Consider the following 23,069-nt stretch of genomic DNA (forward strand, 5'->3'; position numbering starts at 1 on the left):
TTCTTTGTTTGAGATTATTAAAATACTTTTTATGACACTAAAACAATTATTTCAAAATATTTCTGGACTGATAGTATTATTTATAATACTTGGATGCAGAAATGATTCAGTAGTTAATAATGAGGCTCCACATAAGCCTAATGTCCCTGGTACGCCCCATATTCCCGGTCATACTAGTGAAGATATGCTTAACGTGATTTATTTTCTACCTAAAGGAAGTGAGCCTGTTTCTGGTTATCTTAACAGAATAAGCAATATTTTACTAGATGCCCAAAAATATTATGGTAAATGGATGGAACAGTGGGGGTATGGTAATGAGACTTTCAGACTTAATAAAAGAGGACCGTCGATAGTCAATATTATTGTAATTAACGGAGAGAAAACAAAAGATTTTTATGTTTATGATATTCATAACGATCGTGGTGTAAGTACACAGATCAGAACTGAGGTTCTAAACTATTTTAAATTGCATCCTAATGAAAAGCACGGAAGTTATAATCTGATTATTTTGCCTGCTATTACACCTCCGACTCTTAATGGAGAAAATGCTGCTGCTACTCATGGTGGAGTTCCTTTCTATGGTTCTAATCGATGGTGTTATGCAGTAGATTATCAGGGACTTGATCTAAGGAACCTTGGTAAGGATGATGCGCAGGGAAAATTGGCAACATACTTAATTGGAGGTATGCTCCATGAATTAGGACATGGCCTAGGTCTATACCATAATATTGGACGCTCAGATGAGAAATCGAGTTTTGGTGAAGGGCTTATGGGGTATGGTGCACTTCGCTATGGGACAACTCATCCTACATATTTAACCTCTGCAGATGCTGCAATCTTAAGTGTTAATCCTACTATAAATACTCAGTTAAGATCGGACTGGCTTAAAGATCCAAATTTTCACCTGCCAAAAATATCTTTATCAGTAAATAATAATGGAATATTACTGTCCGGGGTATTTTCAACAGATAAAACAGTTAAGGCTATTACCGTTAATTTTAATACTATTTTAAAAGGTGGTGAAAATGATCCGCAGCAAGAACAGGAAAGACAGGGATATGGTTCAGTAGGGCTAGGGGAAAAGTATACAAATAATACAGATTATGGAAGATTCAGTATTCTTATGCCTAATAAGGCTTTGTATAATAATACTTGGCTAGATGGTGAGCCTTTTAGAATAACAATAAGGTTTATTCACGAAAATGGTGTTGTTACTAAGAAAGTGTTTGATATAAATCTTTATAGGGGAATGAACGAATCCCATGTATTTGATCATAACTCTTATTCTGCAAAAGTACAGGATGATCTCATGTATGAATAGGTGTAGTGATCTTTTATCTGTTGATATCTAATTATTTAATCAGGGAGAGGGGGTGATGAGGGGTAGGGGAATTCCTCTGAATCTTCTTTTTTATTTCTTTTGTGGATAATTTTTAGCAATAAACCTAATTTAAAATGAATGCAATAGTAAAGTTTTTTAGTTATTCGTTAGTGATAATCGGATTGAGTTCTTGTATGACAGTTCCTTCTTCTGCATATGATGCTCCATTAGAACCGGGACAAACTGTTTTCCAACGACAGAATAATGTGCGCACTCATAACAATACCTACTATAACAACCGCACCTACAATACGCGTAGTCGTACGAACAATATTCCAGAACCAGGCCAGTTGGAAATGAGGTCTGAGAATCAGAGAAATTATAATAACCGTAATTATAATACACGTACGAATGATATACCGGAGCCTGGTCAGTTGGAGATGAGAACTCAAAATGAGAACAATAATAATATACCGGAACCTGGTCAAACTGAAATGAAAACTCAAAATGAAACGAATAATAGTATTCCAGAACCAGGTCAGACGGAAATGAAAGAAGAAGACTAAAAATCATTAAAGGTAATTATTTAAGCAGACTACTAAATCCACTGTGCTTCCTTCTAGCTCTTATCTTTATGTTTTGAAGTCCGTTGATAAAGATAGTCTATCCGTATTTTCAAAAGAATATATGGGGAAGTATTCAAACAAGGGGGATATGGATGTTATAGGTGTTATTTCTTTTGAACTATCAAAATCAGGTCATAAAATAGAAGGTATTGCAAACTATAAAACAAGAGATCATCAATTAGATTCTGGTGTATTATCGGTTTAATGGATATACCAAAGATCATAAAGCTTACATACACTTTCGAGATCAAAAAGGTGGAAGCGTAGCTGATGGTATTCTAGGTAAAGAAGTGGAGCATATTATTTTAAGACAGATGACAAAATCTGATATTGTTCCGATTAAGGCAGTATTATATAAATTATAAAATGAAAATCCATGTTACATCAAATTAAGCATTCACAAAAAATGTATCGAATTGTTAATAATATTTTTTTACTGGTAATATTTATGCAGATTTATAGCTGTGCACCTTCTGTCAATTACATCGGGAAAAAGTATAGCCCCACTCAAAATATTGATATTTTTATGGATACCAGAGATATAAAAAAGAATTATGAGGTTATAGGAAAGGTTGATGGAATTTCCGGTATACTGGGTTCTAAATATGAAGATATCCAAACGAAAATTATTCAAACAGCTAAAAAAGAGGGGGCTTTAACTGATAGTAGCAGTATTATGCCGGTTAAACATACAGATACAATCAAGGTTGAAAATGATAAGGTTGTGATTCCTAATTTTAAAATTGTCGTTAATCTTTCAGATGCTGCAGTTAAAAAATTGCAATCGGGAAAAGAATCTATTATAGCATCCTTGTTTTTCTATGGAAATACAGCAGATGAGAAAACTTTACCTCCGGATATTAAGAAAGAAATAGGGCCTAATGGTTTAAAGCTCGGTGATTTTAATATTGAAGAAAAAGATATTCATCAGTCAAATGAAATTGAGGTTAAGAATATTTCTATTCCCAAAAAGCTGTATAACTTTATTGTAGATAAAAAGATCCTTCTTAATATTAATGTTTTTAGCGGAAGGAGAGCATTTAAAGATAATGTATTGGAAATGGAATTTTTTGATTCTGAATTAAATGAAATTACATCCAAAGGAAATGTAATTAATTTAAACGGACGCCTTATAACAGAATCTGAATAAAAAAGAAGTTTATTGCTTCAATAAAAAAACTCATACTATTATGTGGAACTAATTAGAACTAAAGCTACATATATCTTTTATATCTTTCTCTAGTGTGAGTAATGCAGGTTGTAAAACCTGCATTTTTATTTTGAGTGCGGTATGTTTTCAATATTGAAAGCAATTGATGTTAAAAATATAATAGTGTACAAACCTGTTTAAATGCTTAAAAATATGCAGTCAGCTTAAGGCCGGGTGAAATGTAAGAAATATTTGCACGGGGTGCAGAATTCATCTTCTCAATTATATTGGAAGAATCTGTAAAATAATACCTGATTTTAGAGCTGGTAAAACGGAAATCGTTGTATGCTGTAATACCCAACTGTGGCGTTATTTTGTAGGTTAAGGATATTCCGGAGCCCATCATAAGACTTTTAGATGGGCGGTAGGTTGCTATCCTGTAATACTGTTGTGTTGCTGTGGGATCATCATCTTTTAAGAATACTTTACCATTGGCAGCCTTGGAATATCCGGCAGTAGCTTTTAGCATTACTTGCCATTTATCTGTAAGGTCATAGGCAAAATATGGTCCTATCATTGCATTTAGAAAGCCCAGAGATTCAGTCTTTACATCCAGCGTTTCCAAATCCGGATCTTCGGTTTTCAGATGCAGTGCTCTTACAGGGAATGTACTGATATTTAAATCGGCACCGACACCCCAATTTTTACTGAAGAAGTATGCTCCCTCCAAACCAGCTTCAAAACCTACTGTTTTTCTGTCACTCAGGCCAGATTCTCTCAGGAAGTTAGACATAGAAATTGTTGCTCCTGATTTCAGAGCCAGGAAAGATGGGTTTTCGTTGCCTTCAATTTTGGAAAGCAATCCCATGTTATCTCCTTTATTTTTGAATATTTTATCGATAAAGAAATAACCTAATTCTGTAGAAAGAATACCGATACCAGCACCCGCAAGAATATCAGGTAACCAGTGTCTGTTATTTAGAGCACGGCCTAAGCCTGTAAATGTTGCAGCACTATATCCTGCAATACTATAAGCAGGATTTACCAATCCATATTCTTTGTCCAGAAAGGCTGCATTGGTGAAAGCCATTGCAGCATGCCCTGATGGAAAAGAATTTCTTTTTGAGCCATCCGGACGCTCTACTTTTGCTGTATATTTTATAGAGTTAACCAAAATTGCCATAATCGCAAGACTGGTTGCATAAGAAAGAGTAGCCCTTCCTATATTATTACGTCCCTTTACACCTGCCAGTTTTAGCCCATATACTGCCAATGCTGGTGTATATTGTAAATAGTCATCATAAGGAACCTTAAAATTGGGAAGATACCTGTTTCTGTTCTCACGTATTTGTTCCTTTTGTCCCCATGTAGCTGCGGAAGCTACAAATAAAATACTTGGAGCAATAGACTTTTTCACCCATTCTTTCTGAATGAATTTTTGATGCTCTTCCAATGCAGAAGATGTATAACATATTAGAGATTTTGCTGGAACTACTGTATCGATTTTTATAGTATCAGATTGAGCCTTGGATAGAGTAAATAAAACAATAACAGCCAGTAGATAGACTTTTTTCATTTATTAAGCTTTATTCTGTGAAGGAATAAGCCACAAATAAAATCATATATATAATAAGAAATAACAGCTTAGAAAAGAAAGAGTATTGGTTGAGGGGTATTTATTTAAATGTTCCCAGATTCATCTGTGCTGTATCCTGCTATTTTTGGAATAATATTAAAAAAATGTTATTTCATCAACCGTGACATTTGATAACTTTAACCCTAAATAAAAAATATAATTATGAAAAATATATTAATCTTAGTTTTTGTAAGTATTGCATTGAATATAACTGCACAAGTACCATTTCAAATAAACAAGAATGGACATATAATTGTAAAAGCTAAAATAAACAATATTGAAGGTAACTTTATTCTGGATACCGGGGCAGGTATAAATGTAATATTCAAAAATTTTTCAAAGAAGTTAAGCAATACTAAAACACCAAATTTCTTCGTCGGGCACAGAGCAACCGGAGAGCCTATAGAAGCTGATTTATATAATGCTAATAGTCTTGAGATTGGTACGAAAAAGTTCCCAAACCAACAATACACTATAATTGATTTAGATTTTGGTGATATAGATGGATTGATTTCTTTACAACCATTTAGAAATACTCCTGTGACAATAGATTATAATACACAAAACATTTATTTTAATAAAAAGACAAAATCAAGAAAATATATTGATATTCAATTAGCAGATGAAGCTGGGAAGTCTCTTGATATTTTCACTTGGGTAAAACTTAATAATAAAATTAATATACAAGTAGAGCTAGATAGTGGTTCGGGAAAGGATTCATATTGGTTTAGTTCAAAATTATTTGATTATTTGTCCGTTAACAAGGATGCTTTTGAAAAAAAAGCAATAAAAAGTGAATTTAATCCTAAAGTGCAGAATTACTTTTATATAGGAAAGTATAGTGATTTATCAACGATAAATAATATTTCTTTAGTAAAAGATTTTAATGTTGTGTTCGTAGATGGTTTGATTTACGAAGGGAAAACTAGTATAAACTGGCTAGGAAAGGTGCTTACAATTGATATATCTAAAAAGAAAATATTTATTGAAGACTAAATGCACTGCTGAGTTACAATTGTTGTAATACGCGACTATATGTGGACTGAATTGATTCTTTTAAGAGATTCCCAAACCAATCCCTTTTAATCATCTGTTGCTATGTCAGGCCAGTCGCTCAATTATAAATATTTGTAATTATTAAAAAAATCTTATTAAAGACTGCTAATATAATCATACGATATATGGGGAAGAAAAATGGCATTGTAATATTGTTAATAATTTATTAAAACAATTGTTTTGTTTATTAATAAATTAATGAATTAGTACTAATGGCATCATGTTTGTAATTTTAGTAATAACAAACACTAATTTATTAACACTTAAAAATTACAATTATGGGTATTTTAACATGGATTATATTCGGACTCATTGCAGGAGCAATTGCAAAAGCTATTCATCCAGGATCTGATCCGGGAGGCTGGATTGCAACAATTATTATTGGTATTATCGGTGCAGTGGTCGGAGGCTGGCTAGGCTCTATGATTTTCGGCGTAGATGTTACCGGTTTTAATATTTCAAGTTTTTTAGTAGCCATCGGAGGAGCTGTTTTATGCTTAGCCGTCTACAGTGCGATAAAAAAGTAAATGAAAATAGATTATTTTAGTTTAACCAGAATTAATTCTGGTAGTATGACAAAGCCTTAGGATTCTAGGGCTTTGTTCTTTATTAATTCTGCTTTGATTTCATGTTTTTTCCATCAAAGATATGAAGCCTGCGGAAAACAAATCCTGAAATAATAGTCAGGATACCAATCGTTAAAAATGTATACCTAAATGCATTATGTACATCTCCTTTAATTAAAGCAGAGTTTTCAAATAGTTTTAATACAATCAAACCGAATGTAATTCCGAATCCTATTGCCAGTTGCTGGTTTACAGATAGTAAAGAATTTCCGCTACTGGTCTGAAAGTTTCTGAGATCAGCAATCGAAATGGTGTTCATTGAAGTAAACTGAATAGAATTGAAAAATCCTAAAACTGCGATAATAGGGATAAACCAGTATATGGAAGTATTGATACCGGGAATTGCCAAAACGCATATCAATGTTCCTATAATAAATGTATTGATCATTAATGTTTTACGATAACCAAAGGTATCTAAGATCTTTATCACATAAGATTTAGCAAAGATTGCCGTAATAGCCATTGGTGTAATAATCCATCCCGAAGTAACTGCTGATTGTTTATAGGCGATTTGAATCATTAGAGGAAGTAGTAAAGGAACAGAGCTTATTCCTAATCTTGTAGCCATATTACCTATGATTCCAACACGGAATGTTCTTACCTTGAAGAGGTTTAAAGGAAATATAGGATTCTCATCCCGTTTTGCATGCCAATAGTAATAGTACAGAAAAAGAAAGCCTAAAATAAAAATAAATAAAACCGGAGTGGTGTTCTGAAGATCTCCAAAAAGTTCCAATGAAACAGAGAGCAGGAGAGATGCAGAAGCAAAAATCAAAAATCCCTTTAAATCAAAATCCAGACTCTCTGCTTTATAATCGGGCATAAACTTTGACCCCAGAATAATACCGATGATTCCGATAGGAATATTAATTAAGAATATCCAATGCCAGGAAAAGTAATCTACCAGATATCCACCCACTAAGGGTCCTAAAACAGGACCTATCAGAGCTGGTATAATAGCAAAATTCATTGCTTTTAATAATTCATTTTTATCAAATGTTTTGATTAATGCTAATTTTCCTACAGGTGTCATTAAGCTTCCACCAATTCCCTGAATTACCCGGGAAATGACCAGTTGAGTAAGATTTTGAGATAAGACACAAAACAAAGATCCTACACTAAAGAGTATAAGTGAAGAGATAAATACTTTTTTAGTTCCGAACTTATCCGCTAAAAAACCACTCACCGGCATAAAAACAGCTAATGTTAAAACGTAGCTGATAATGGCATTCTGCATATTAAGGGGAGATTCCTGCAGATCTTTTGCTATAGAGGGGAGTGATGTGTTTAGAATGGTGGAGTCCAGCATTTGCATAAAGATTGCAGTTGCAAGAATAACCGGTAATATTTTTTTTGTAGCGCTTACAGATAGATTTACTTCTGACATTTTCAGGAGAATGGATATTTAATTCAGTTTGGCTTAACTTCAATTGTGCTGTTCAAAGTTAGCTTATAGTTTCTGGAAAAACTTATAATTAATATGCATTTTTACTATATCTTATTTATCGTATCATATATCAGATTTACCTTACTTATCCTTAAATTTTATTTTTAATATATAATTAAATAAAATTTTACATTTTTTAACATATCCCTTCTTGCAATTTTTTTTCTGCCTTCTTATTTTTGTTCCAACCAATTAAAATCATTACTTCATTGTACTATAAATAATTAACATTCAGGTTATTTAAGGCCATAATTTTTATGTTTATTTTGTAGCTCATTTGTCAATTAGTTAAGTCCAATGTCTAATTATTTATAGTATCTAGCCCCGGAACTATTCCGGGGTTTTGTTTTTTTAAATTTGAAACGAACATTGATTTCTATCAAATAAAACTATTGAAAAACTACTTAACTGACCCCGAACTTCGGGGTCTTTTCTTTTAATATCCCTATTAAAGGCAATTATAGACAAAATATACTGAAAGCCTTCCAAATTACTCTTTAAATATGATTTCCTCATTATTTTAACCGTAGCTATTATTTACATGCTATGGAAAACAAAAAGGATTCTAAAGAAAAAGAATTACACCAGCAAACCAGTATAAAAAAGACAGGTGATACTTTACTCGTATTACACCACGATACTGATACTATTAAACTTGTTCAGGGAATTGATCACAACGGAAATCTTAAAGATATTTCACTTAGTCACGACCCTTGTGAAATGCCTATTCTTATAGATGAGGAAAATCAGGATTTTGTCAACTTCTACTGTGATTTTTATTTCCAGCTTAAACATCCTGAAGAATTCTCATTTTTCAAGGTTAGTGAATATGAAGCTGTTCAAACCGGAAAAGATTTACAACAGTATATCGATCATGCCAGACCTGAAGATTATAAAAATTTATCACAGTATGAGATTAACATCAATACGGTACAGAATATAAAGAGCCTGACAAGCAGTGATACCCATACAAAAACAGCAAAGGAGCGCTATCTGTATAATCTTAAAGACATTGATTGGTATACGATGGAAAAGCTTGGACTTAGTCAGCAATTACTAGAGAATAGAGGCATTTTAGTCCCTTTACTCAAAGGTCTTAAAACCTCTGTATTAATTCCTATTAGCATAAGAATGGGAGATACCCACATCAGAACTGATGCCAGAATAGTTCTTCGGGCTAATACTTCCGGATTACTCGAGCCTATTATTTACCCCGTCAGAAAAGCGCCTAATTTCAAAGAAAGTTTCTTTGGCCATTATTTCACGAAAGAGGATCAGCGCAATCTCACCACTACTGGAAATATGGGAAGGGTAGTGGATCTAATCCATCCGGTAACAAATGAAGTCATTCCTTCTCTTATCAGTATAGACCGGTTAACCCGTGAATTCTTCTCTTACAGAATAGAGAATATTAGAATACCTCAAACTATAGGCGGAATTCAACTCTCCAAAGAGCAGGAAGAGATACTAAAATCCGGCAGGGTTTTATTTCTGGAAAATATACTCTCCCGAAGAGGCAACCTCTTCAACGCCAGTCTTCAGTTCAATGCTGAAAGAGGTTATGTAGAGTTTCTGTTCAATAAGGATTTAAAAGAATTTAAACTCCATAGTTTATTTCAAAACAATACAACTTTAAAACCACCCTTCGATGTGGTCAGATTATACTTTTGTTCAATTTCGCGGCATATATTCATGGAACGTCTTTTTTCAAATCTATCTGAAATTTTCTGACCCTCTTCATCCACGCCAACCGATACAATATGGATATGAGAACGTTCAATATCTGAATGTTTAAATACAACAAAAGGCTGATTTCCATAACCCATTTTCTGCATATAGTCCTCGGCTATGTTTTTAAACATTTCCTCACTTACATGATCTCTAGGATCCGGGTTAAGGGAAATATGAACTGCGATTTTTTCTGTATTGCGATTGGCCATTATATAGGGCTGAAAAGATCTGGCCAGTTGGCTCACAGAATAATGACCATCATGAGTTTCAATCATTTTATGAGTTAAGATGATCTTGGCGTTTTTTTCTTCTACTTTAAGTTGATTGTAAGCTAAAGCGCCATATAAGTTTGTGCTTCTGCCAATTTTTGCAATCATTTTTAGGGTTGTTTTATGATATGCTTTTTCTCAAATTCTTCAGTTAGCTGAATAATCTTTTGACATAAAACGACCATCTCAATCGTCTGTTTTTCCAATTTAAAAAGAAATGCACTGGCTTTTTTCTCTGAAAAATTCCGATAAAGAAGTTTAACTATTTGATTATAATTGACTCCTACCGCGCGAAACTGACTGTGAAATGTTGTCAGGCGCATATAAAAATCAACGGTTCCTTTATCAATTTTCACAGTTTTTATTTCCTTTCCAAATAATAAAGCTTTGATAAACTTGGCTTTATTAGGCATGCCTGAGTCTTTATAAAGCGATAAGAGTTTTTCATTTTCCTCATCGGTGAGGCGAAAGACATGACGATGGATAATGCGGATAATTTTGACTTTCAATACGATGAAAATAAGAACATCGTTAGTGAAATTCAGCAGGAAGAATCGGAAGAAAATTTCAGTATGACACCGGATTGGGATCAGGAGGAAGAAGAGTTTAAAGAGGAGGCGGAATTTAGTAATTATGATGGTTTAGCCCAAGGGGTTACCTTTGAAGAATTAGGAACAGCGGGGATGCTTCTACAAAAAGATAAATTAGAACTATCTCAAAAACAAACAGCAGCTGACATAGTTCAAAAAATACATGGAACCACATTATTTGATTTACTAATAAATTCCGTTGAAGATGCATCCCGAAAGGTCTCAGAACTTTTATATAACATAAGTTTAACTGAAACAAAAACCGATTCTTCCGTTTTATTGCTGAAAAATAATTACAAAGATTTCGATATTCAGGACTTTATCTGAAGACTAAAAAGGGATTATAATAATCCCTCATCCTGAAAAGAAAGATATCCCTCAGAAGTTACAATCAGGTGATCAAGAACCTGTATCTCAAGTAATTTTCCACCGTTTTTAATCTTTTCAGTCAACTGAATATCCTGAGTACTGGGTTTAAGATTCCCCGAGGGGTGGTTGTGTGATAATATTATTGCTGATGCATTTGCTTTGAGAGCTGCTGAATAGATGAGTTTTGGATCAACAAATGTTGCATTTACTCCTCCTGTTGATACCAGATAAATTCCCAGTACTTTATTGGCGTTATTCATCAGCAGTATTTTAAACTGTTCTACAAATTCAATACTATCATGATCCCAATTTTTTATGATTATTTCATAGGCATCTTTAGAACATGAAATAGTTGGTCTTAGTGATGCTTTTACAACATTTCTGTAGATAAGCTGAACTTCTGAAATATTGTACAATTCCTGATTTTTAACTTTAGGTTCCATAATTGTTCATTTTAAAGGTTAAAGAATAAATTATGGTGCGCCATACGGCTTATAGTGATCAAGTGCAAAAAGTAACGGAATAAATGATGGCTTACGAAGCGGGAAAAGTTTATGCCGGAATTTTTCAGCACGCTTCAGAGCCATAAGCCGAAATTTGTACAGGAATTAAGGATTCTCTCCCTACTATTATAATTTAATGAAATTCTATTTTAAAATATCGAAGAATATCTTTGTAATGATCCTGAGCTGTCAGACAAGTGTCCAGTAAATATTCTTTTATATGAGTCCATTCTTGTAACCCTCTATAGTAGAAAAGTTTTAAATCTTCATCTATAATAAAAGGTACAATATTATTGGCGAGACATTCTTTGAAGATTATGAGCCGGCCAACGCGTCCATTTCCATCCTGAAAAGGATGAATTATTTCAAATTGATAATGAAAATCAATAATATCTTCAAAAGTTTTATTTCTTATAAGGTGGTAATTGGCAAGTAATTCTTTCATTTGTGCAGATACCTCTTCGGGCGAACAGGTCGCATTACCGCCAACTTCATTCGGAAGTTTTTTATAACTTCCAACATTAAACCAATCCTTGCGGCTATCAGATGTTCCCGATTTTAATAAAAAATGTAATTCTTTAATGAAGGATTCTGTTAATTTGGTTTTTGCTTTATCAATAACTAAATCAATACAACGGAAGTGATTAGTGGTTTCGATAATATCATCGACATTAACGCTCTCCTCAGTTACTCCAATGGTATTAGTTTCATAAATATATCGGGTCTGATCATGTGTTAATTTACTCCCTTCAATACGATTTGAATTATAAGTCAGATCAATTTGTGTTCTATGATAAATTCCCCCCTTAAGTTTCATTTCTTTTTGCTCTATTAGATGATTAAGTAAAATATTATTACTTAATTTTTTCTTATTTGCTTTTGCAGGTAGTAATGCATCAAATGGAATATTCCAGGTTTTTCCAGTCAGAAAAGCTCCTTTTATTTTTCCATTTGCACAATAGTTTCGTATAGTTCGCTGGGGAATATTCCATTTTTTTGCAAATTCACTGACTGAAATATAGTTCATGATATTAATTGTTATTACCGTTATCGGCAAATTTAATGCAAAATTAATTAATAAAAATGTTTTTTCTTGCCGATAAGGGCGTTTCTAATATTATCCGTTTGTTTTTATCCTACAGGCCATCAATGGTAAAAAGCTACCCATAAGTGACACTTTATCACAGCCCATCTTGTTCTTTTTCATTTTTGTATCAAAGTCCCACACCTGGTGGGAACTACGAATAATAAATCATTTAGATTATGGAAAAACAATTAAAGAAGATTTTGATTACAGGACTGATGCTGTTTACTATTTTACCAGCATTCGGTCACCCAGTGGCTCACCAGGTATATCAGTGTATATCTCTGGCTGCCGGTTTCAGATATGTTTAGTTCGATGCTGGCTAAGATACAGTCACTAATATTGGAAAGGGATATTGAAATGCTGGTAGATCCGGATTTTATACCGGATACTTCTAATACGGTATACATTATTTATATGATTATTGGTATAGTAGGATATTTTACGATTCCTACTGTGACTGGTTGGATTATTCAGGCCGGAGGTGCCGGAAACTTTTTACGCAATATCAATCAGACAGGCCGTAAAACCGGAAATATTGCAGGCGCCGGTGCCGGATCTGTGACCGGAAATATCAGCGGACAGCTCATGAAAGACCATAATGATTAATTATTAAGCAATGGAATTTAAAACATTAAGAAATATAGAGAACAGTTTTAAGCAGATCAGACTTTATACGATTGTATTTGCTTTGTTATGCATCTGTATTGTCGGATTTACCATCTGGAAATCTTACAACTTTGCAGAATTGCAGCGCCAGAAAATTTATGTTCTGGATAATGGAAAATCATTAATGCTGGCTTTGTCACAAGATGTTAGCAGAAACCGTCCGGTTGAAGCAAGGGAACATGTCAGGCGTTTCCATGAACTCTTTTTCACATTGGCTCCTGATAAAAATGCTATCGAAAGCAATATGAAGCGCGCTTTTTTTCTGGCTGATCAGTCTGCTTTTGACTACTATAAAGACCTTATGGAAAAAGGCTATTACAATCGCATTATATCGGGAAATGTTCAACAGCGTATTGAGGTTGACAGCGTGGTCTGTAACTTTAATAATTACCCATATGCGGTCAATACTTACGCTACACAGTTCATTATCCGTTCAAGCAATATCACCAGACGTAACTTAAAAACTACCTGTTTTTTAGTTAATTCCGTCAGATCAGATACTAATCCGCAGGGATTTAACATGGAAAAGTTCAGTGTGGTAGAGAATAAAGACATTGAAGTTGTTGACCGGTAAAATCCTACATGATGAAAAGTATTTACATCTCCCTATCCAAGGGACTAAAGGAGCTTGATCAGCGCTGGCTGAATTTATCTGTACAGAAACAGCAAAAATATCTTATCTGTTTCTTTTTCTTATATCTTCTCTTAACCATTATGGTTATAATACAGATCTGCAAAGATTTAAGGATGCAGAAAAATAAGATATCCATTGAGCCTGTAAAGAGTAAAGATACATTGAGAATCAGACCTTCTAATTTATCTGGGGACAACATTTCCTTAATCTTTAAAAATAATAATGATGGAAAAAAATGATCATAAAACTGTTAATATTCTTACCCATAATCCAAATGCTAAAAATTTAGAAAATCAGTCAGAAGCAAAAACTCAAAGTAGAATGGAAAAGCTGAAAAAGCCAGTTATTTTTACTTTGATGGGAATTGTTTTCCTTGGATCTTTATATCTTGTATTTAAGCCCACTTCAGACAAAAGTATAAAAGAGCAGAAAGGACTTAATGAGTTTGTACCTGATGCTTCAGGTTCTTTAATGCAGTCTGACAAACAGAAAGCTTATGAACAGGCCTTATTTGAACAAAAGAAACAAGAGGAAAAAAATACCCTGACGACCTTATCCGACTACTGGAATGACGGCAAAGGTATAAATTCAAATCAGGATCAAATAACAGAGACTCTTAACAAAAACAAATCCTATGATCTTGAGAAAAGTAAAAATACTGCTTTAAGTACGTATCATAATGCTCAAAACACTTTAAATTCATTCTACAAAGAAGACCGAAATTATGAAGCAGAACAATTAAAAAAAGAATTGATAATACTAAAGAAGGAGCTGGCAGACAAGGAGTCAAAGCCGGTTAATACCATGCAGAACCAAATTATGCTTATGGAGAAATCTTATGAGATGGCTTCGCGTTATTTTCCTTCAGTTAAAGCTTCGGAAGTAAAGGAGAAAACGGAGACAAAATCAATAGATACTCTGGAGAAAACGATCTCTAATAAGCAAGCTGGAATAAAACCGCTTTTGTCTGTAAGGAAAAATACAGTTTCAACTTTATACAGAACTCTATCTGATACTGAGCAACCAATACATCAGAGAGACTACGCAAATCAGAGACTTTTCAATATTGGAGAAGAGGAGAGGAATATACAGATAAAAAACAGTATTTCGGCATGTATTCATAAATCACAACGGGTTATTCCTGGAGATCTGATTGTTCTTCGTTTTTTGGAGCCTGTTGAAATTGACGGGTTTAAAATTCCCAGAGGACATATTCTCTCTGGAACAGTTCAATTTCAGAGTAACCGTTTACAAATCCTTATTCATTCAATAGCTTATAATGGAAATATTATCCCTGTTGATATTCAGGTTTATGATCTCGATGGACAGGAAGGACTATTTACTGCCTACTCTCCTGAGAAAAGCGCACTAAAAGAAATTATTTCCAATATGGGAACTAATACCGGAACGAGCATCAGTTTAAGCTCAACAGCAGGACAACAGATTGCTTCAGATATGAGTAAAAGCTTGGTACAAGGGCTTTCAGGATATTTTTCCAAGAAAGTTAAAACACCCAAAGTTATGCTTAATGCAGGTCATAAAGTATGGCTTGTTTCAAAAAAATAGATATTCATTTAATAAATTTAAAATCAATGAAAAAATGTATTAAGTATACAGCAGTAATTTTCTTCGTTATTTCAATAGCAGCAAAGATATATGCTCAGCAGACAATCAATAATCATCAGTTCACAGATTCCATAACCTCTAACGCCAAAAAGGAAGTATCATTACTGGATAAAGCTAAAATAGAACCTTACTGGCTAACGGTTACTTATGAAAAAACAAGTCATTTAATTTTTCCTTCTAAAATCCGGTATGTGGATTTAGGCAGTGAATACTTAATTGCAGGTAAAGCAGATGGAGTGGAGAATGTTTTACGTATAAAGGCAGCAGTCCAAAATTTTGAACCGGAAACTAATTTTTCTGTCATCACCGAAGATGGCAGGTTCTATAATTTTGATGTATTCTACAGTTCAGCACCTGCTGTTCTTACGTATGATTTATTAAAAATGAAGCAGACTGAACAACAAAAAGTAAGTGAAACTTTGTTTGATGAAATGGAAGGCTATTCACCATCTTTTGCAGAATTAATTTTGGAAACAATCTACCAGCAAAACAAAAAGATTGTCAAAAATATTGATTCAGATCGTTACGGAATAGAATTTTCGCTCAATGCTATATATGTACATCAGGGTAAATTATACTTTCATATAACATTAAACAACAAAAGCAGTCTCCCATTTATTATAGATTCTATTACTTTTAGTATTGTCAATAAGAAAAAAGCTAAGAAAATTATTCTGCAGGATCAGACACTTTCACCTCTTCGTACCTATAAAGCTTTAGATAAAGTTCCGGAAAAATCTGAGTATAATAATGTGTTTATGCTGGATCAATTTACACTAACAAAAGATAAACTTCTGCTAATCGAAATCTTTGAAAAAAATGGTGAAAGAAATCAGTTATTAAGAGTTAAAAATGCAGCTATTATAGATGCTAAAATTTTTGATTTTGACTTATGATATTTTAATTTTTTTTAAATAATATAAGTATTTAAAAAGATAACTGAATTAATTCAGTTATCTTTTTCTTATCGGTACCATAGATCCATAGATGATTTCTTGTTGTTCATTTTTTTTACGGTCAACAAGTTGCAAATGTTTGTTTAAAATTGTGAATTTGTTTAAAGTTTCCTAATAATGATGAAACAAAAAGCAATTAGATGTAAATCTCTCCAGTGTTTTTGTTTCGTTTCATATTGGATCAAGAGTGCTTTAAAGCCGCTTAACTAAGCATTCATCCACTCAATCACGAATCTTCTTTTGTAAAGCTTTTCATCAAATATTTCTTCTCTATCTGAAATATTTCCATTTCTTTTATTGAAATTGGCAAACAGATCTTTTTTTACACAAAAATTTCTCAGCTCCTGGGCATCAAAACCTGTATCATCATTAAGAAAGAGGTGATCTGTTCGAATATTGGATTTCTTAATATCTTCCAACATTGTATCTAATTGTTTGTCAATTTCAAAGACATTATGATGATGTCCACAAATAGCATCTGAGCAGCTTAGCGGAAGTCTATTGCTGTCAAAAATAAAAAGCATATTATTCGTCTTTCTTTCCTCTCTGATAATCAACATTTTCACTGCCTATTTTCGTCGGGGCATGAAAGCCATCCAATTGAATGCGGCTCATATCCAAAAGTATTTTGTGCTTTCTAAGAGCTTTTGCTTAATCCTTTCTCAGCTTCCGTTTTTGTTCCATCTTGCAAAATGTTGGTATACACTGTTCCAGCTATATTCCACTTCAAAAAACTGTTTCACAGGGAGTTCTCGCCATTGGCAGTCTTTCTGCAGACGATGGAGGATCGCTTCTACAACCTGTTCCAATAATACTTTGGCGTTATTTTTCTTTTCTCCCAATGATAAATACGGACAAATCTCTTTTTATAATATCTTTACTTAACAAACTTTTTTTGAAAGAATAACACAACTTTTTTACAAAGGTTTCATTCTTTCTTTTACTTTAAACAAGTTCAGTATCAAAGGATGGTTCATATATTCTATTGAAAAATATAAAAATATTGTGTAAAAATGAGCCTAAAAAGGGTGTTGTTGTAATGTAGGGTCTGTGTATGGTGTTAGTATTATGTGTTTTATGCTTGTATTTTTAAAATTTGCAGTGTTAAAATAAAAACAACATAAAAAAGTGCAAAGGCTCCGAAATATCTGTTAGGTATTTTATCAAAAACGGATTACAAATCCCTCTTAAGAAACAATCAAAATTTTGAAAAAAGCCCGGAATTAATATTTATTCATTTCCAGCATTAAACTTTTTTTCAAGTTTAACTTCTGGGAAGTACATAAGTATTTTTTAGATGCTCTATAAGTATACTTTTAAAGGAGCATATAATCTCCTATGGCTTTACTTCAAATCCCTCCGCAATTATTTACATAAAGATGAACTATAAAATTGACAATTATGAGAAATGATGAAAAAAAACAAATTCTATTTCAGACTGAAAAAAAGAAATATGTTTCGCCTGAAATAGATGTAATACGAATAGAAATGGAGAGTGGAATTGCTGCCGCATCCGCTTCTGTTACTCCCGTTACGGTAAATGGTGCAGCTGATCAGGTACCTACAGACTGGGAAGGAACAGATGATACGACAATTAATACTGGATTTTAAAACTTTAATAAAGATGAAAAAAATATTTATTGCAAGTATATACTTGGTGTTGGGAACCACTGGTCTTTTGTTAACTTCATGTCGCAGTACTGATACAGAGAGTAATCTGGTAAGTGGTGCTCCTACTGCTGTTAATTTTAATTTGACAGGTACGGAATTTTCAGGCGGAACAGCAACTGCCCAGGCATCTGTAGAGGGAAAGGGAGTTGCATTTACTGAAGCTTCTGTTCAGAAACAAACTGTAATGGTTGATCCCAGTACAGTGATCGTTGCAGAATTATCACCGGTTTCAGGTAGTATAAAATCTTCCACGCAGGCTTCTGTAGGGAAAGCTGCATTAGCTGCTGTACCTGGCAATGCTTTAGGAGCGGGTATTCAATTCCGTGTTATCGCCTATAATCAGGCTGATGGTTCTTTTCAGGCTTTTCAGGATTATACGGTAGGGCAACAGGCTGTACCGATGATGCTGAATGTGGGAGCGACTTATACCATGGTCGTTTACTCTTATGGAACTATGACATTACCAGCTATTACATCAGGAGAAAAAACAAGTATCAATAATGCACAGGTAAACTATGATGATGCAAACCGGGATTTTATGTATTACAATCAAAGCAATTATATTCCTGTAAAAGGATCTAATATTTTAAATATTACATTAAGGCATAAAATTGCTCAGATCACCACCATTATAAGTTCAAACGGAATGGCGAATATAGCATCAGTTACAAATGCTGTTCTTACCCCGCATTATAGTAATGGTACAATTCCTTTATCCAGTGGGGTAATGACGGGAAGAAGTACCTTAACCACAGGAGTACCTCTTCAGTTTTCCAATACCACGTCTACAACCAGTGTTGCAGCACCTGTATTTATCAATGCAGATACCGGAGGTAATAAAACAGGATCTTTCTCGGCAGATATAAGCCTTGGAAGTACAATTGTAACTAGAAACCTGGCAAACACATTTAAAATTACACCAGGTTATAAAAGTAATTTAACAATTAATATAGAAAAATGTGGTGCCATGGTCAATGGGGTATGGAGTGTATTTATGTGCCATAATCTGGAGGCAGATACTACTGCAGATCCTTTTACACCGGCGGCGGCTATACATGGAGCCAAATACCAGTGGGGTGCTCAGACAGGAGAAGCCGGAAGATATGTGTCTCAGGCTGATGATCAGTCTAGATCTGGAATAATATTGGGTTGGAATACAACTGCAAAACCCAATGGTTCTTGGAGTGATTCCAGTAAGACATCTAACGATCCTTGCCCGACAGGTTACCGTATACCTACCTTAGCCCAGTGGCAGGCTGTTATAGCTAATAATAATATAGAGCGGGTAGGTTCTTGGGCTAATACTGATATAAATTATACCACTGCACTTTATTTTATAAATCCTTCAAATGTCCGTACATTAATGCTTCCTGCTGCTGGTTTTCGTAACTTCCCGAGTGGAGTGTTAGGTAGTAGAGGTTTAGCCGGCTTCTATTGGAGTTCTAGTGAAACTTCTTCTTCTTCTAGCGCTAATTTCTTTGCCTTTAATAGCAGTAGTGTGAATATGCGGATTGGTCCTCGTACGTATGGCTTTCCTGTTCGCTGTATTGCAGAATAGATTCTATATTATTATCTAACCTGAGTTCGAGAGGTAAATATATAATGAGAGAATCTTGCAATTATCTTTCAAAAATTATTTTAAGGTATTCAATACCATTCTGTTCCATATTTTCCATATTCTGTCTTGTCCTGAAATAGCTTTACATTAAGCTTTTTAAAATAACAAAAAAATCAAAACCAACATCATTCTAGTCCATTAAACAGAGAGCCTTATAAAAGACGGGAGGAATCAGAGATCATCAGGATCCTTACAGAGATAGATAAAGGTCTAATTAGCAAACTTGGAGCCTGTAAAAAGTATGGGCTCAATCGGAACACACTGCGTCTTTGGATTACCAAACTGTCCATTCGTACCTTAGAAGGCAAAATCTCTAATACTTTCTTTACTGACATGGAAGTAAATAGCAAGAATAGGGCTCTTCAAAAAAGGATTCATGAATTATCCAAATCTCTGGATTATGCAAAACTGAAAATTGCAAGCCTAGAAACGATGATTAAAGTTGCAGAAGAAGATTTGAAAATCAAAATAGGAAAAAAGTCTGGTACCAAACCGCCAAAAGATTAAGGCAAATTTACCCCAATAAGTCTCTCAGGGAGATTTGTATGCTGTTTGGTGTCACAAGACAAGCTTATTACGAAGCGCAGCAAAGAGAGAAACAAACGAGTATAGCCCATATGATTGTGCTGTGCCTGGTTAAAAAAATTCGCGATGAGATGCCTATGTTGGGTACAAGGAAGCTTTTGTCCAAGCTCTCTCCTCATCTTGAAGAACACGGAATAAAGATGGGTAAGGATCAATTATTTACTTTATTACGATTCCATGGCTTACTTATTCGAAAAGGCAAGAGAATGGTTAAAACGACTGATTCGCATCATTGGCTTAAAAAATATCCCAATCTGATTAAAGGGCTTTCTTTACTGGCTTCAGAACAATTATGGGTAAGTGATATAACTTATATCGAACTTTGGATGGATTTAGCTATTTAAGCTTAATTACCGATGTATATTCCAGGAAAATTGTTGGTCATGCATTACATCCAACATTAGAAGCAGCTGGATGTATCGAAGCATTAATAATAGCTGTATCAGAAAGAAAAAAGGAATCTAGTTTTACTCTTATCCATCATTCCGATCGGGGTATACAGTATTGTTCCAGAGGGTATATTGAAATTCTTCAGAGAGAAAGTATTGCTATCAGTATGACACAAACAGGAAACCCTTATGAAAATGCTTTAGCAGAGAGAATGAATGGGATAATAAAAAATGAGTTTTTTCCAAAACGGATTTATCAAAATCATAAGGAAGCTATTGGCAGAATAGTGTAAACTTATAATAACAGCCGTCCACATTCAAGTTTGGATTATCTGACACCCAATAAAGCTCATGCCTATGTTGGAGTGATAAAAAAACGATGGAAACAGTATAAAAGAAATCCTGCTACAAAATAGTCGAAAAAAACATCAATTATTACTTATTATTGTATAATGATTTTACAAATAACTAAACAGTATTGTAAACTAAAAATAGAATTAATGTTAAATCCTGTAAGGTAATTTCAGGACGAGACACCTTATAGTTTCATTAAGGTAAATGGAGCATTACTGTTTCGTGAAATTGGACATACTCTTCGTACCGTTATATAATTATTTAAAAAGAAAATTATTGAAGTATTTTGTCTTGGGATGACTTTGTATTTTATCCCATTTTCGCTTGAGGACAGTACTATTAATTAAATCAAAAACATCAGTATTAGATTGATAAATTAATCCGTCTTTAGTAATTTGAAAATTATACTTCATAACTAGTATAAAATAATTTTGCGATGTAAATTAACAATGAATAGCGAATTAATCCTATGAAATCATACATGTAGGATGCGTGTAACCGTTAACATATAGTGTTTTACAAGAAAAAAAAGAAGCTTTTTAAAAAAAACTAATTTAGATTTACAAAAACAATGATATTATTTATGATAATAATCTGAAGAAATTTTTCAATGATACGTTTTATTAAGATTATGAAAAGGCTTATGTAGATAGTGATTAATGATTCTTTTGGACTATTTTAATAATAAAAAAAATATTTGATATAAATCATATTGTTTAACCAAATACCTTAATTATTATGAAAAAAAAAATTATTTTACTATTACTGACAGGAGTACTTTTGACTTCCTGCAACAGAGAAAATGAAACAATTGCTCCAGAGCAATCAGTAACTGATGAAGCTTTTATGGCACCAACATCAGAATTATTGTGTAACTATGTTGATAGTTATTGGCCATTTTCAGCCGTTTTAAAATCAGGATTAAAAACAGTGGCTGACACTAATTTTATGCTATCTGAAATAAAAAAGAATGCTTCATTATGGGGGGAAATAACACCTCCTCTTAAATTTGTATATGCTCCACGTGATCCTGAGGGTACTTACAACGCCGCTTCATATGCAGATGGGAAAATCTATTATGGCTACGAAATTTATTATGACGCGAAGTCAAAAAGTGCAGATAATATTGTTAATGCAATGATCTTAGCTCATGAATATGGACATCAATTGCAATATAAATATGCTCTTCCTTCTGTTAAAGAAGAGACAGTTCGTTCAACAGACTTAGAGGCCGACGGGTTTGCTGGTTATTATTTAAGAAAACCTGCTGGTTTCAATAAATCAAATTTTTCTCAGATTGCAGCAGCTTATGAGTTTGCAGCAGCTATTGGTGATAATCAAATAACATCAAAGGGACATCATGGAACTCCCGCTCAAAGAAGGACCGCTGTTCGATTAGGTTTTTTATTAGGTGAATTTACCTTGACTGCCAAAGATTTTGATTCTCAATTCTTTCATTACTATTCCAGTGTTTTGAATGGAACGGATCCTGATCTAACCCCAAGCTCTGCAAGTACTTTTAAATTTAATCAGGAAATTGACAGGAAAATACAAGCACATATGAGTGAATTAAAGGATATTTATACAGAGAAGATATCTGCAGAACAATTTAAAACTATAAACACAAATTAATTATTTTATTAAGTTTAGGAGCTGGCTCTATGAGCCAGTTTTCTCTTTTTCACTTGTTAAAATAAATCAAGGATCATTACAGTAACAAGGATAATGGTAAGTATAAAATTAATGATCAAAATCTTAGGGCGACTAAGTGTATTATCTTATTATCCAACAACATTCTGTTTATTGTATTTAGTATACTTTCCATACTTACTTTTTTTGAACCTAAAATATAAACCACAATCAATGAGTTAATTGTTCTCTTTTACAAGAGAATATTATAAATTTACCTTTAAAAACATTAGTAAAATGATTAATCTAAGCAGAATAGATTTAAGAAGTGACACCCTCACACTTCCTACAAGAGGGATGAAAGAAGCGATGGCTAATGCAGCTCTAGGAGATGATGTATATGGTGAAGATCCTACGGTTAATCAACTGGAAAAGAAAGTAGCTGCAATGTTCGGAATGGAAGCTGCTCTTTTCTGCCCTACAGGTACAATGACTAACCAATTGGGAATAAAAGTACATACACAGCCCGG

25 protein-coding genes and 2 pseudogenes are annotated in these 23,069 nt (G+C 33.6%); 19 read left to right on the forward strand and 8 right to left on the reverse strand.

Annotation, left to right across the window (positions count from 1 at the left end):
- Positions 1-31 precede the first annotated feature (31 nt).
- From C8J95_RS17400 to C8J95_RS17410, 4 genes are all read left to right on the forward strand, one after another.
- On the forward strand, positions 32-1,321 hold the full coding sequence (locus C8J95_RS17400) for a hypothetical protein (RefSeq protein WP_078721039.1): 1,290 nt from the start codon (positions 32-34) through the stop codon (positions 1,319-1,321).
- Between the two features lie 134 nt (positions 1,322-1,455).
- On the forward strand, positions 1,456-1,887 hold the full coding sequence (locus C8J95_RS17405) for a hypothetical protein (RefSeq protein ID WP_146165474.1): 432 nt from the start codon (positions 1,456-1,458) through the stop codon (positions 1,885-1,887).
- A gap of 121 nt (positions 1,888-2,008) precedes the next feature.
- Entirely contained in the window at positions 2,009-2,152 is a 144-nt protein-coding gene (locus C8J95_RS18745) for a hypothetical protein (protein WP_158267966.1), read from the forward strand.
- A 321-nt stretch (positions 2,153-2,473) separates the two neighbouring features.
- Complete coding sequence (locus C8J95_RS17410) at positions 2,474-3,097, forward strand: hypothetical protein (protein WP_146165475.1); 624 nt, start codon at positions 2,474-2,476, stop codon at positions 3,095-3,097.
- Between the two features lie 205 nt (positions 3,098-3,302).
- On the opposite strand, the gene C8J95_RS17415 is transcribed toward C8J95_RS17410, so the two are convergent.
- Positions 3,303-4,673, reverse strand: coding sequence for a phosphatase PAP2 family protein (locus tag C8J95_RS17415; RefSeq protein ID WP_107809974.1), 1,371 nt, complete (start codon positions 4,671-4,673; stop codon positions 3,303-3,305).
- Positions 4,674-4,895: 222 nt separating this feature from the next.
- Here C8J95_RS17415 and C8J95_RS17420 point away from each other — a divergent pair, with 222 nt between their 5' ends.
- Both C8J95_RS17420 and C8J95_RS17425 read left to right on the forward strand, forming a co-directional pair.
- On the forward strand, positions 4,896-5,729 hold the full coding sequence (locus C8J95_RS17420; protein WP_078721045.1) for a retropepsin-like aspartic protease: 834 nt from the start codon (positions 4,896-4,898) through the stop codon (positions 5,727-5,729).
- Between the two features lie 338 nt (positions 5,730-6,067).
- Complete coding sequence (locus tag C8J95_RS17425) at positions 6,068-6,316, forward strand: GlsB/YeaQ/YmgE family stress response membrane protein (protein ID WP_078721046.1); 249 nt, start codon at positions 6,068-6,070, stop codon at positions 6,314-6,316.
- Between the two features lie 82 nt (positions 6,317-6,398).
- Here C8J95_RS17425 and C8J95_RS17430 read toward each other — a convergent pair whose 3' ends face one another.
- Positions 6,399-7,802, reverse strand: coding sequence for an MFS transporter (locus C8J95_RS17430; protein WP_107809975.1), 1,404 nt, complete (start codon positions 7,800-7,802; stop codon positions 6,399-6,401).
- 780 nt (positions 7,803-8,582) lie between these two features.
- Between C8J95_RS17430 and C8J95_RS17435 the strand changes: the two genes are divergently transcribed.
- Entirely contained in the window at positions 8,583-9,593 is a 1,011-nt protein-coding gene (locus C8J95_RS17435) for a DUF3945 domain-containing protein (RefSeq protein WP_255412872.1), read from the forward strand.
- Here the strand turns inward: C8J95_RS17435 and C8J95_RS17440 are convergent.
- Positions 9,518-9,970 (reverse strand): annotated as a pseudogene (locus tag C8J95_RS17440) (relaxase/mobilization nuclease domain-containing protein); the annotation flags it as partial. The gene C8J95_RS17435 and the pseudogene C8J95_RS17440 sit on opposite strands and share 76 nt — an antisense overlap.
- Positions 9,971-9,972: 2 nt before the next feature.
- Positions 9,973-10,350, reverse strand: a complete 378-nt coding sequence (mobA, locus tag C8J95_RS17445) for a conjugal transfer protein MobA (protein ID WP_370446837.1) — start codon at positions 10,348-10,350, stop codon at positions 9,973-9,975.
- On the opposite strand from mobA, the gene C8J95_RS17450 reads away from it, so the two are divergent.
- A complete protein-coding gene (locus C8J95_RS17450; RefSeq protein WP_107809979.1) occupies positions 10,342-10,779 on the forward strand; it encodes a hypothetical protein in 438 nt (145 codons plus the stop codon). The two genes, mobA and C8J95_RS17450, sit on opposite strands and share 9 nt — an antisense overlap.
- 14 nt (positions 10,780-10,793) lie before the next feature.
- Here C8J95_RS17450 and C8J95_RS17455 read toward each other — a convergent pair whose 3' ends face one another.
- Both C8J95_RS17455 and C8J95_RS17460 read right to left on the reverse strand, forming a co-directional pair.
- Entirely contained in the window at positions 10,794-11,264 is a 471-nt protein-coding gene (locus C8J95_RS17455; RefSeq protein WP_078721078.1) for a RadC family protein, read from the reverse strand.
- A gap of 193 nt (positions 11,265-11,457) precedes the next feature.
- Positions 11,458-12,351, reverse strand: coding sequence for a DNA-binding protein (locus C8J95_RS17460; RefSeq protein ID WP_078721079.1), 894 nt, complete (start codon positions 12,349-12,351; stop codon positions 11,458-11,460).
- Between the two features lie 291 nt (positions 12,352-12,642).
- Here C8J95_RS17460 and C8J95_RS17465 point away from each other — a divergent pair.
- The 4 genes and pseudogenes from C8J95_RS17465 to traN all read left to right on the forward strand — a co-directional run.
- Positions 12,643-13,017, forward strand: a pseudogene (locus C8J95_RS17465) (conjugative transposon protein TraJ); the annotation flags it as partial.
- A 10-nt stretch (positions 13,018-13,027) separates the two neighbouring features.
- Positions 13,028-13,651, forward strand: coding sequence for a conjugative transposon protein TraK (gene traK / locus C8J95_RS17470; RefSeq protein ID WP_078721085.1), 624 nt, complete (start codon positions 13,028-13,030; stop codon positions 13,649-13,651).
- Positions 13,652-13,936: 285 nt separating this feature from the next.
- Positions 13,937-15,277, forward strand: coding sequence for a conjugative transposon protein TraM (gene traM, locus C8J95_RS17480; RefSeq protein WP_158267967.1), 1,341 nt, complete (start codon positions 13,937-13,939; stop codon positions 15,275-15,277).
- Positions 15,278-15,303: 26 nt separating this feature from the next.
- A complete protein-coding gene (traN, locus tag C8J95_RS17485) occupies positions 15,304-16,233 on the forward strand; it encodes a conjugative transposon protein TraN (protein WP_158267968.1) in 930 nt (309 codons plus the stop codon).
- A 266-nt stretch (positions 16,234-16,499) separates the two neighbouring features.
- Here the strand turns inward: traN and C8J95_RS17490 are convergent, their stop codons facing one another.
- Together C8J95_RS17490 and C8J95_RS17495 are read right to left on the reverse strand one after the other, a co-directional pair.
- Positions 16,500-16,817, reverse strand: a complete 318-nt coding sequence (locus C8J95_RS17490) for a hypothetical protein (RefSeq protein ID WP_146165476.1) — start codon at positions 16,815-16,817, stop codon at positions 16,500-16,502.
- A 138-nt stretch (positions 16,818-16,955) separates the two neighbouring features.
- On the reverse strand, positions 16,956-17,153 hold the full coding sequence (locus C8J95_RS17495; protein WP_107809983.1) for a transposase: 198 nt from the start codon (positions 17,151-17,153) through the stop codon (positions 16,956-16,958).
- 541 nt (positions 17,154-17,694) lie between these two features.
- On the opposite strand from C8J95_RS17495, the gene C8J95_RS17500 reads away from it, so the two are divergent.
- The 7 genes from C8J95_RS17500 to C8J95_RS17525 form a co-directional block, all read left to right on the forward strand.
- A complete protein-coding gene (locus C8J95_RS17500) occupies positions 17,695-17,904 on the forward strand; it encodes a hypothetical protein (protein WP_107809984.1) in 210 nt (69 codons plus the stop codon).
- Between the two features lie 13 nt (positions 17,905-17,917).
- The gene (locus tag C8J95_RS17505) at positions 17,918-19,522 is read left to right on the forward strand and encodes an FISUMP domain-containing protein (protein ID WP_108454157.1); all 1,605 of its coding nucleotides are present in this window, start codon (positions 17,918-17,920) and stop codon (positions 19,520-19,522) included.
- 393 nt (positions 19,523-19,915) lie between these two features.
- Positions 19,916-20,089, forward strand: coding sequence for a hypothetical protein (locus C8J95_RS18750; protein WP_158267970.1), 174 nt, complete (start codon positions 19,916-19,918; stop codon positions 20,087-20,089).
- Between the two features lie 110 nt (positions 20,090-20,199).
- Positions 20,200-20,511: a hypothetical protein gene (locus C8J95_RS17510; RefSeq protein WP_146165477.1), complete on the forward strand. Its 312-nt coding sequence runs from the start codon at positions 20,200-20,202 to the stop codon at positions 20,509-20,511.
- On the forward strand, positions 20,490-20,849 hold the full coding sequence (locus C8J95_RS17515; protein WP_107809987.1) for a DDE-type integrase/transposase/recombinase: 360 nt from the start codon (positions 20,490-20,492) through the stop codon (positions 20,847-20,849). Before C8J95_RS17510 ends, C8J95_RS17515 begins: the two co-directional genes overlap by 22 nt.
- A gap of 799 nt (positions 20,850-21,648) precedes the next feature.
- Entirely contained in the window at positions 21,649-22,542 is an 894-nt protein-coding gene (locus C8J95_RS17520; RefSeq protein WP_107809988.1) for a metalloprotease, read from the forward strand.
- 294 nt (positions 22,543-22,836) lie between these two features.
- On the forward strand, positions 22,837-23,069 hold a 233-nt coding region (locus C8J95_RS17525), incomplete at its 3' end, for a beta-eliminating lyase-related protein (protein ID WP_255412869.1).

Source organism: Elizabethkingia sp. YR214 (assembly GCF_003058195.1).
Lineage (GTDB): Bacteria > Bacteroidota > Bacteroidia > Flavobacteriales > Weeksellaceae > Elizabethkingia.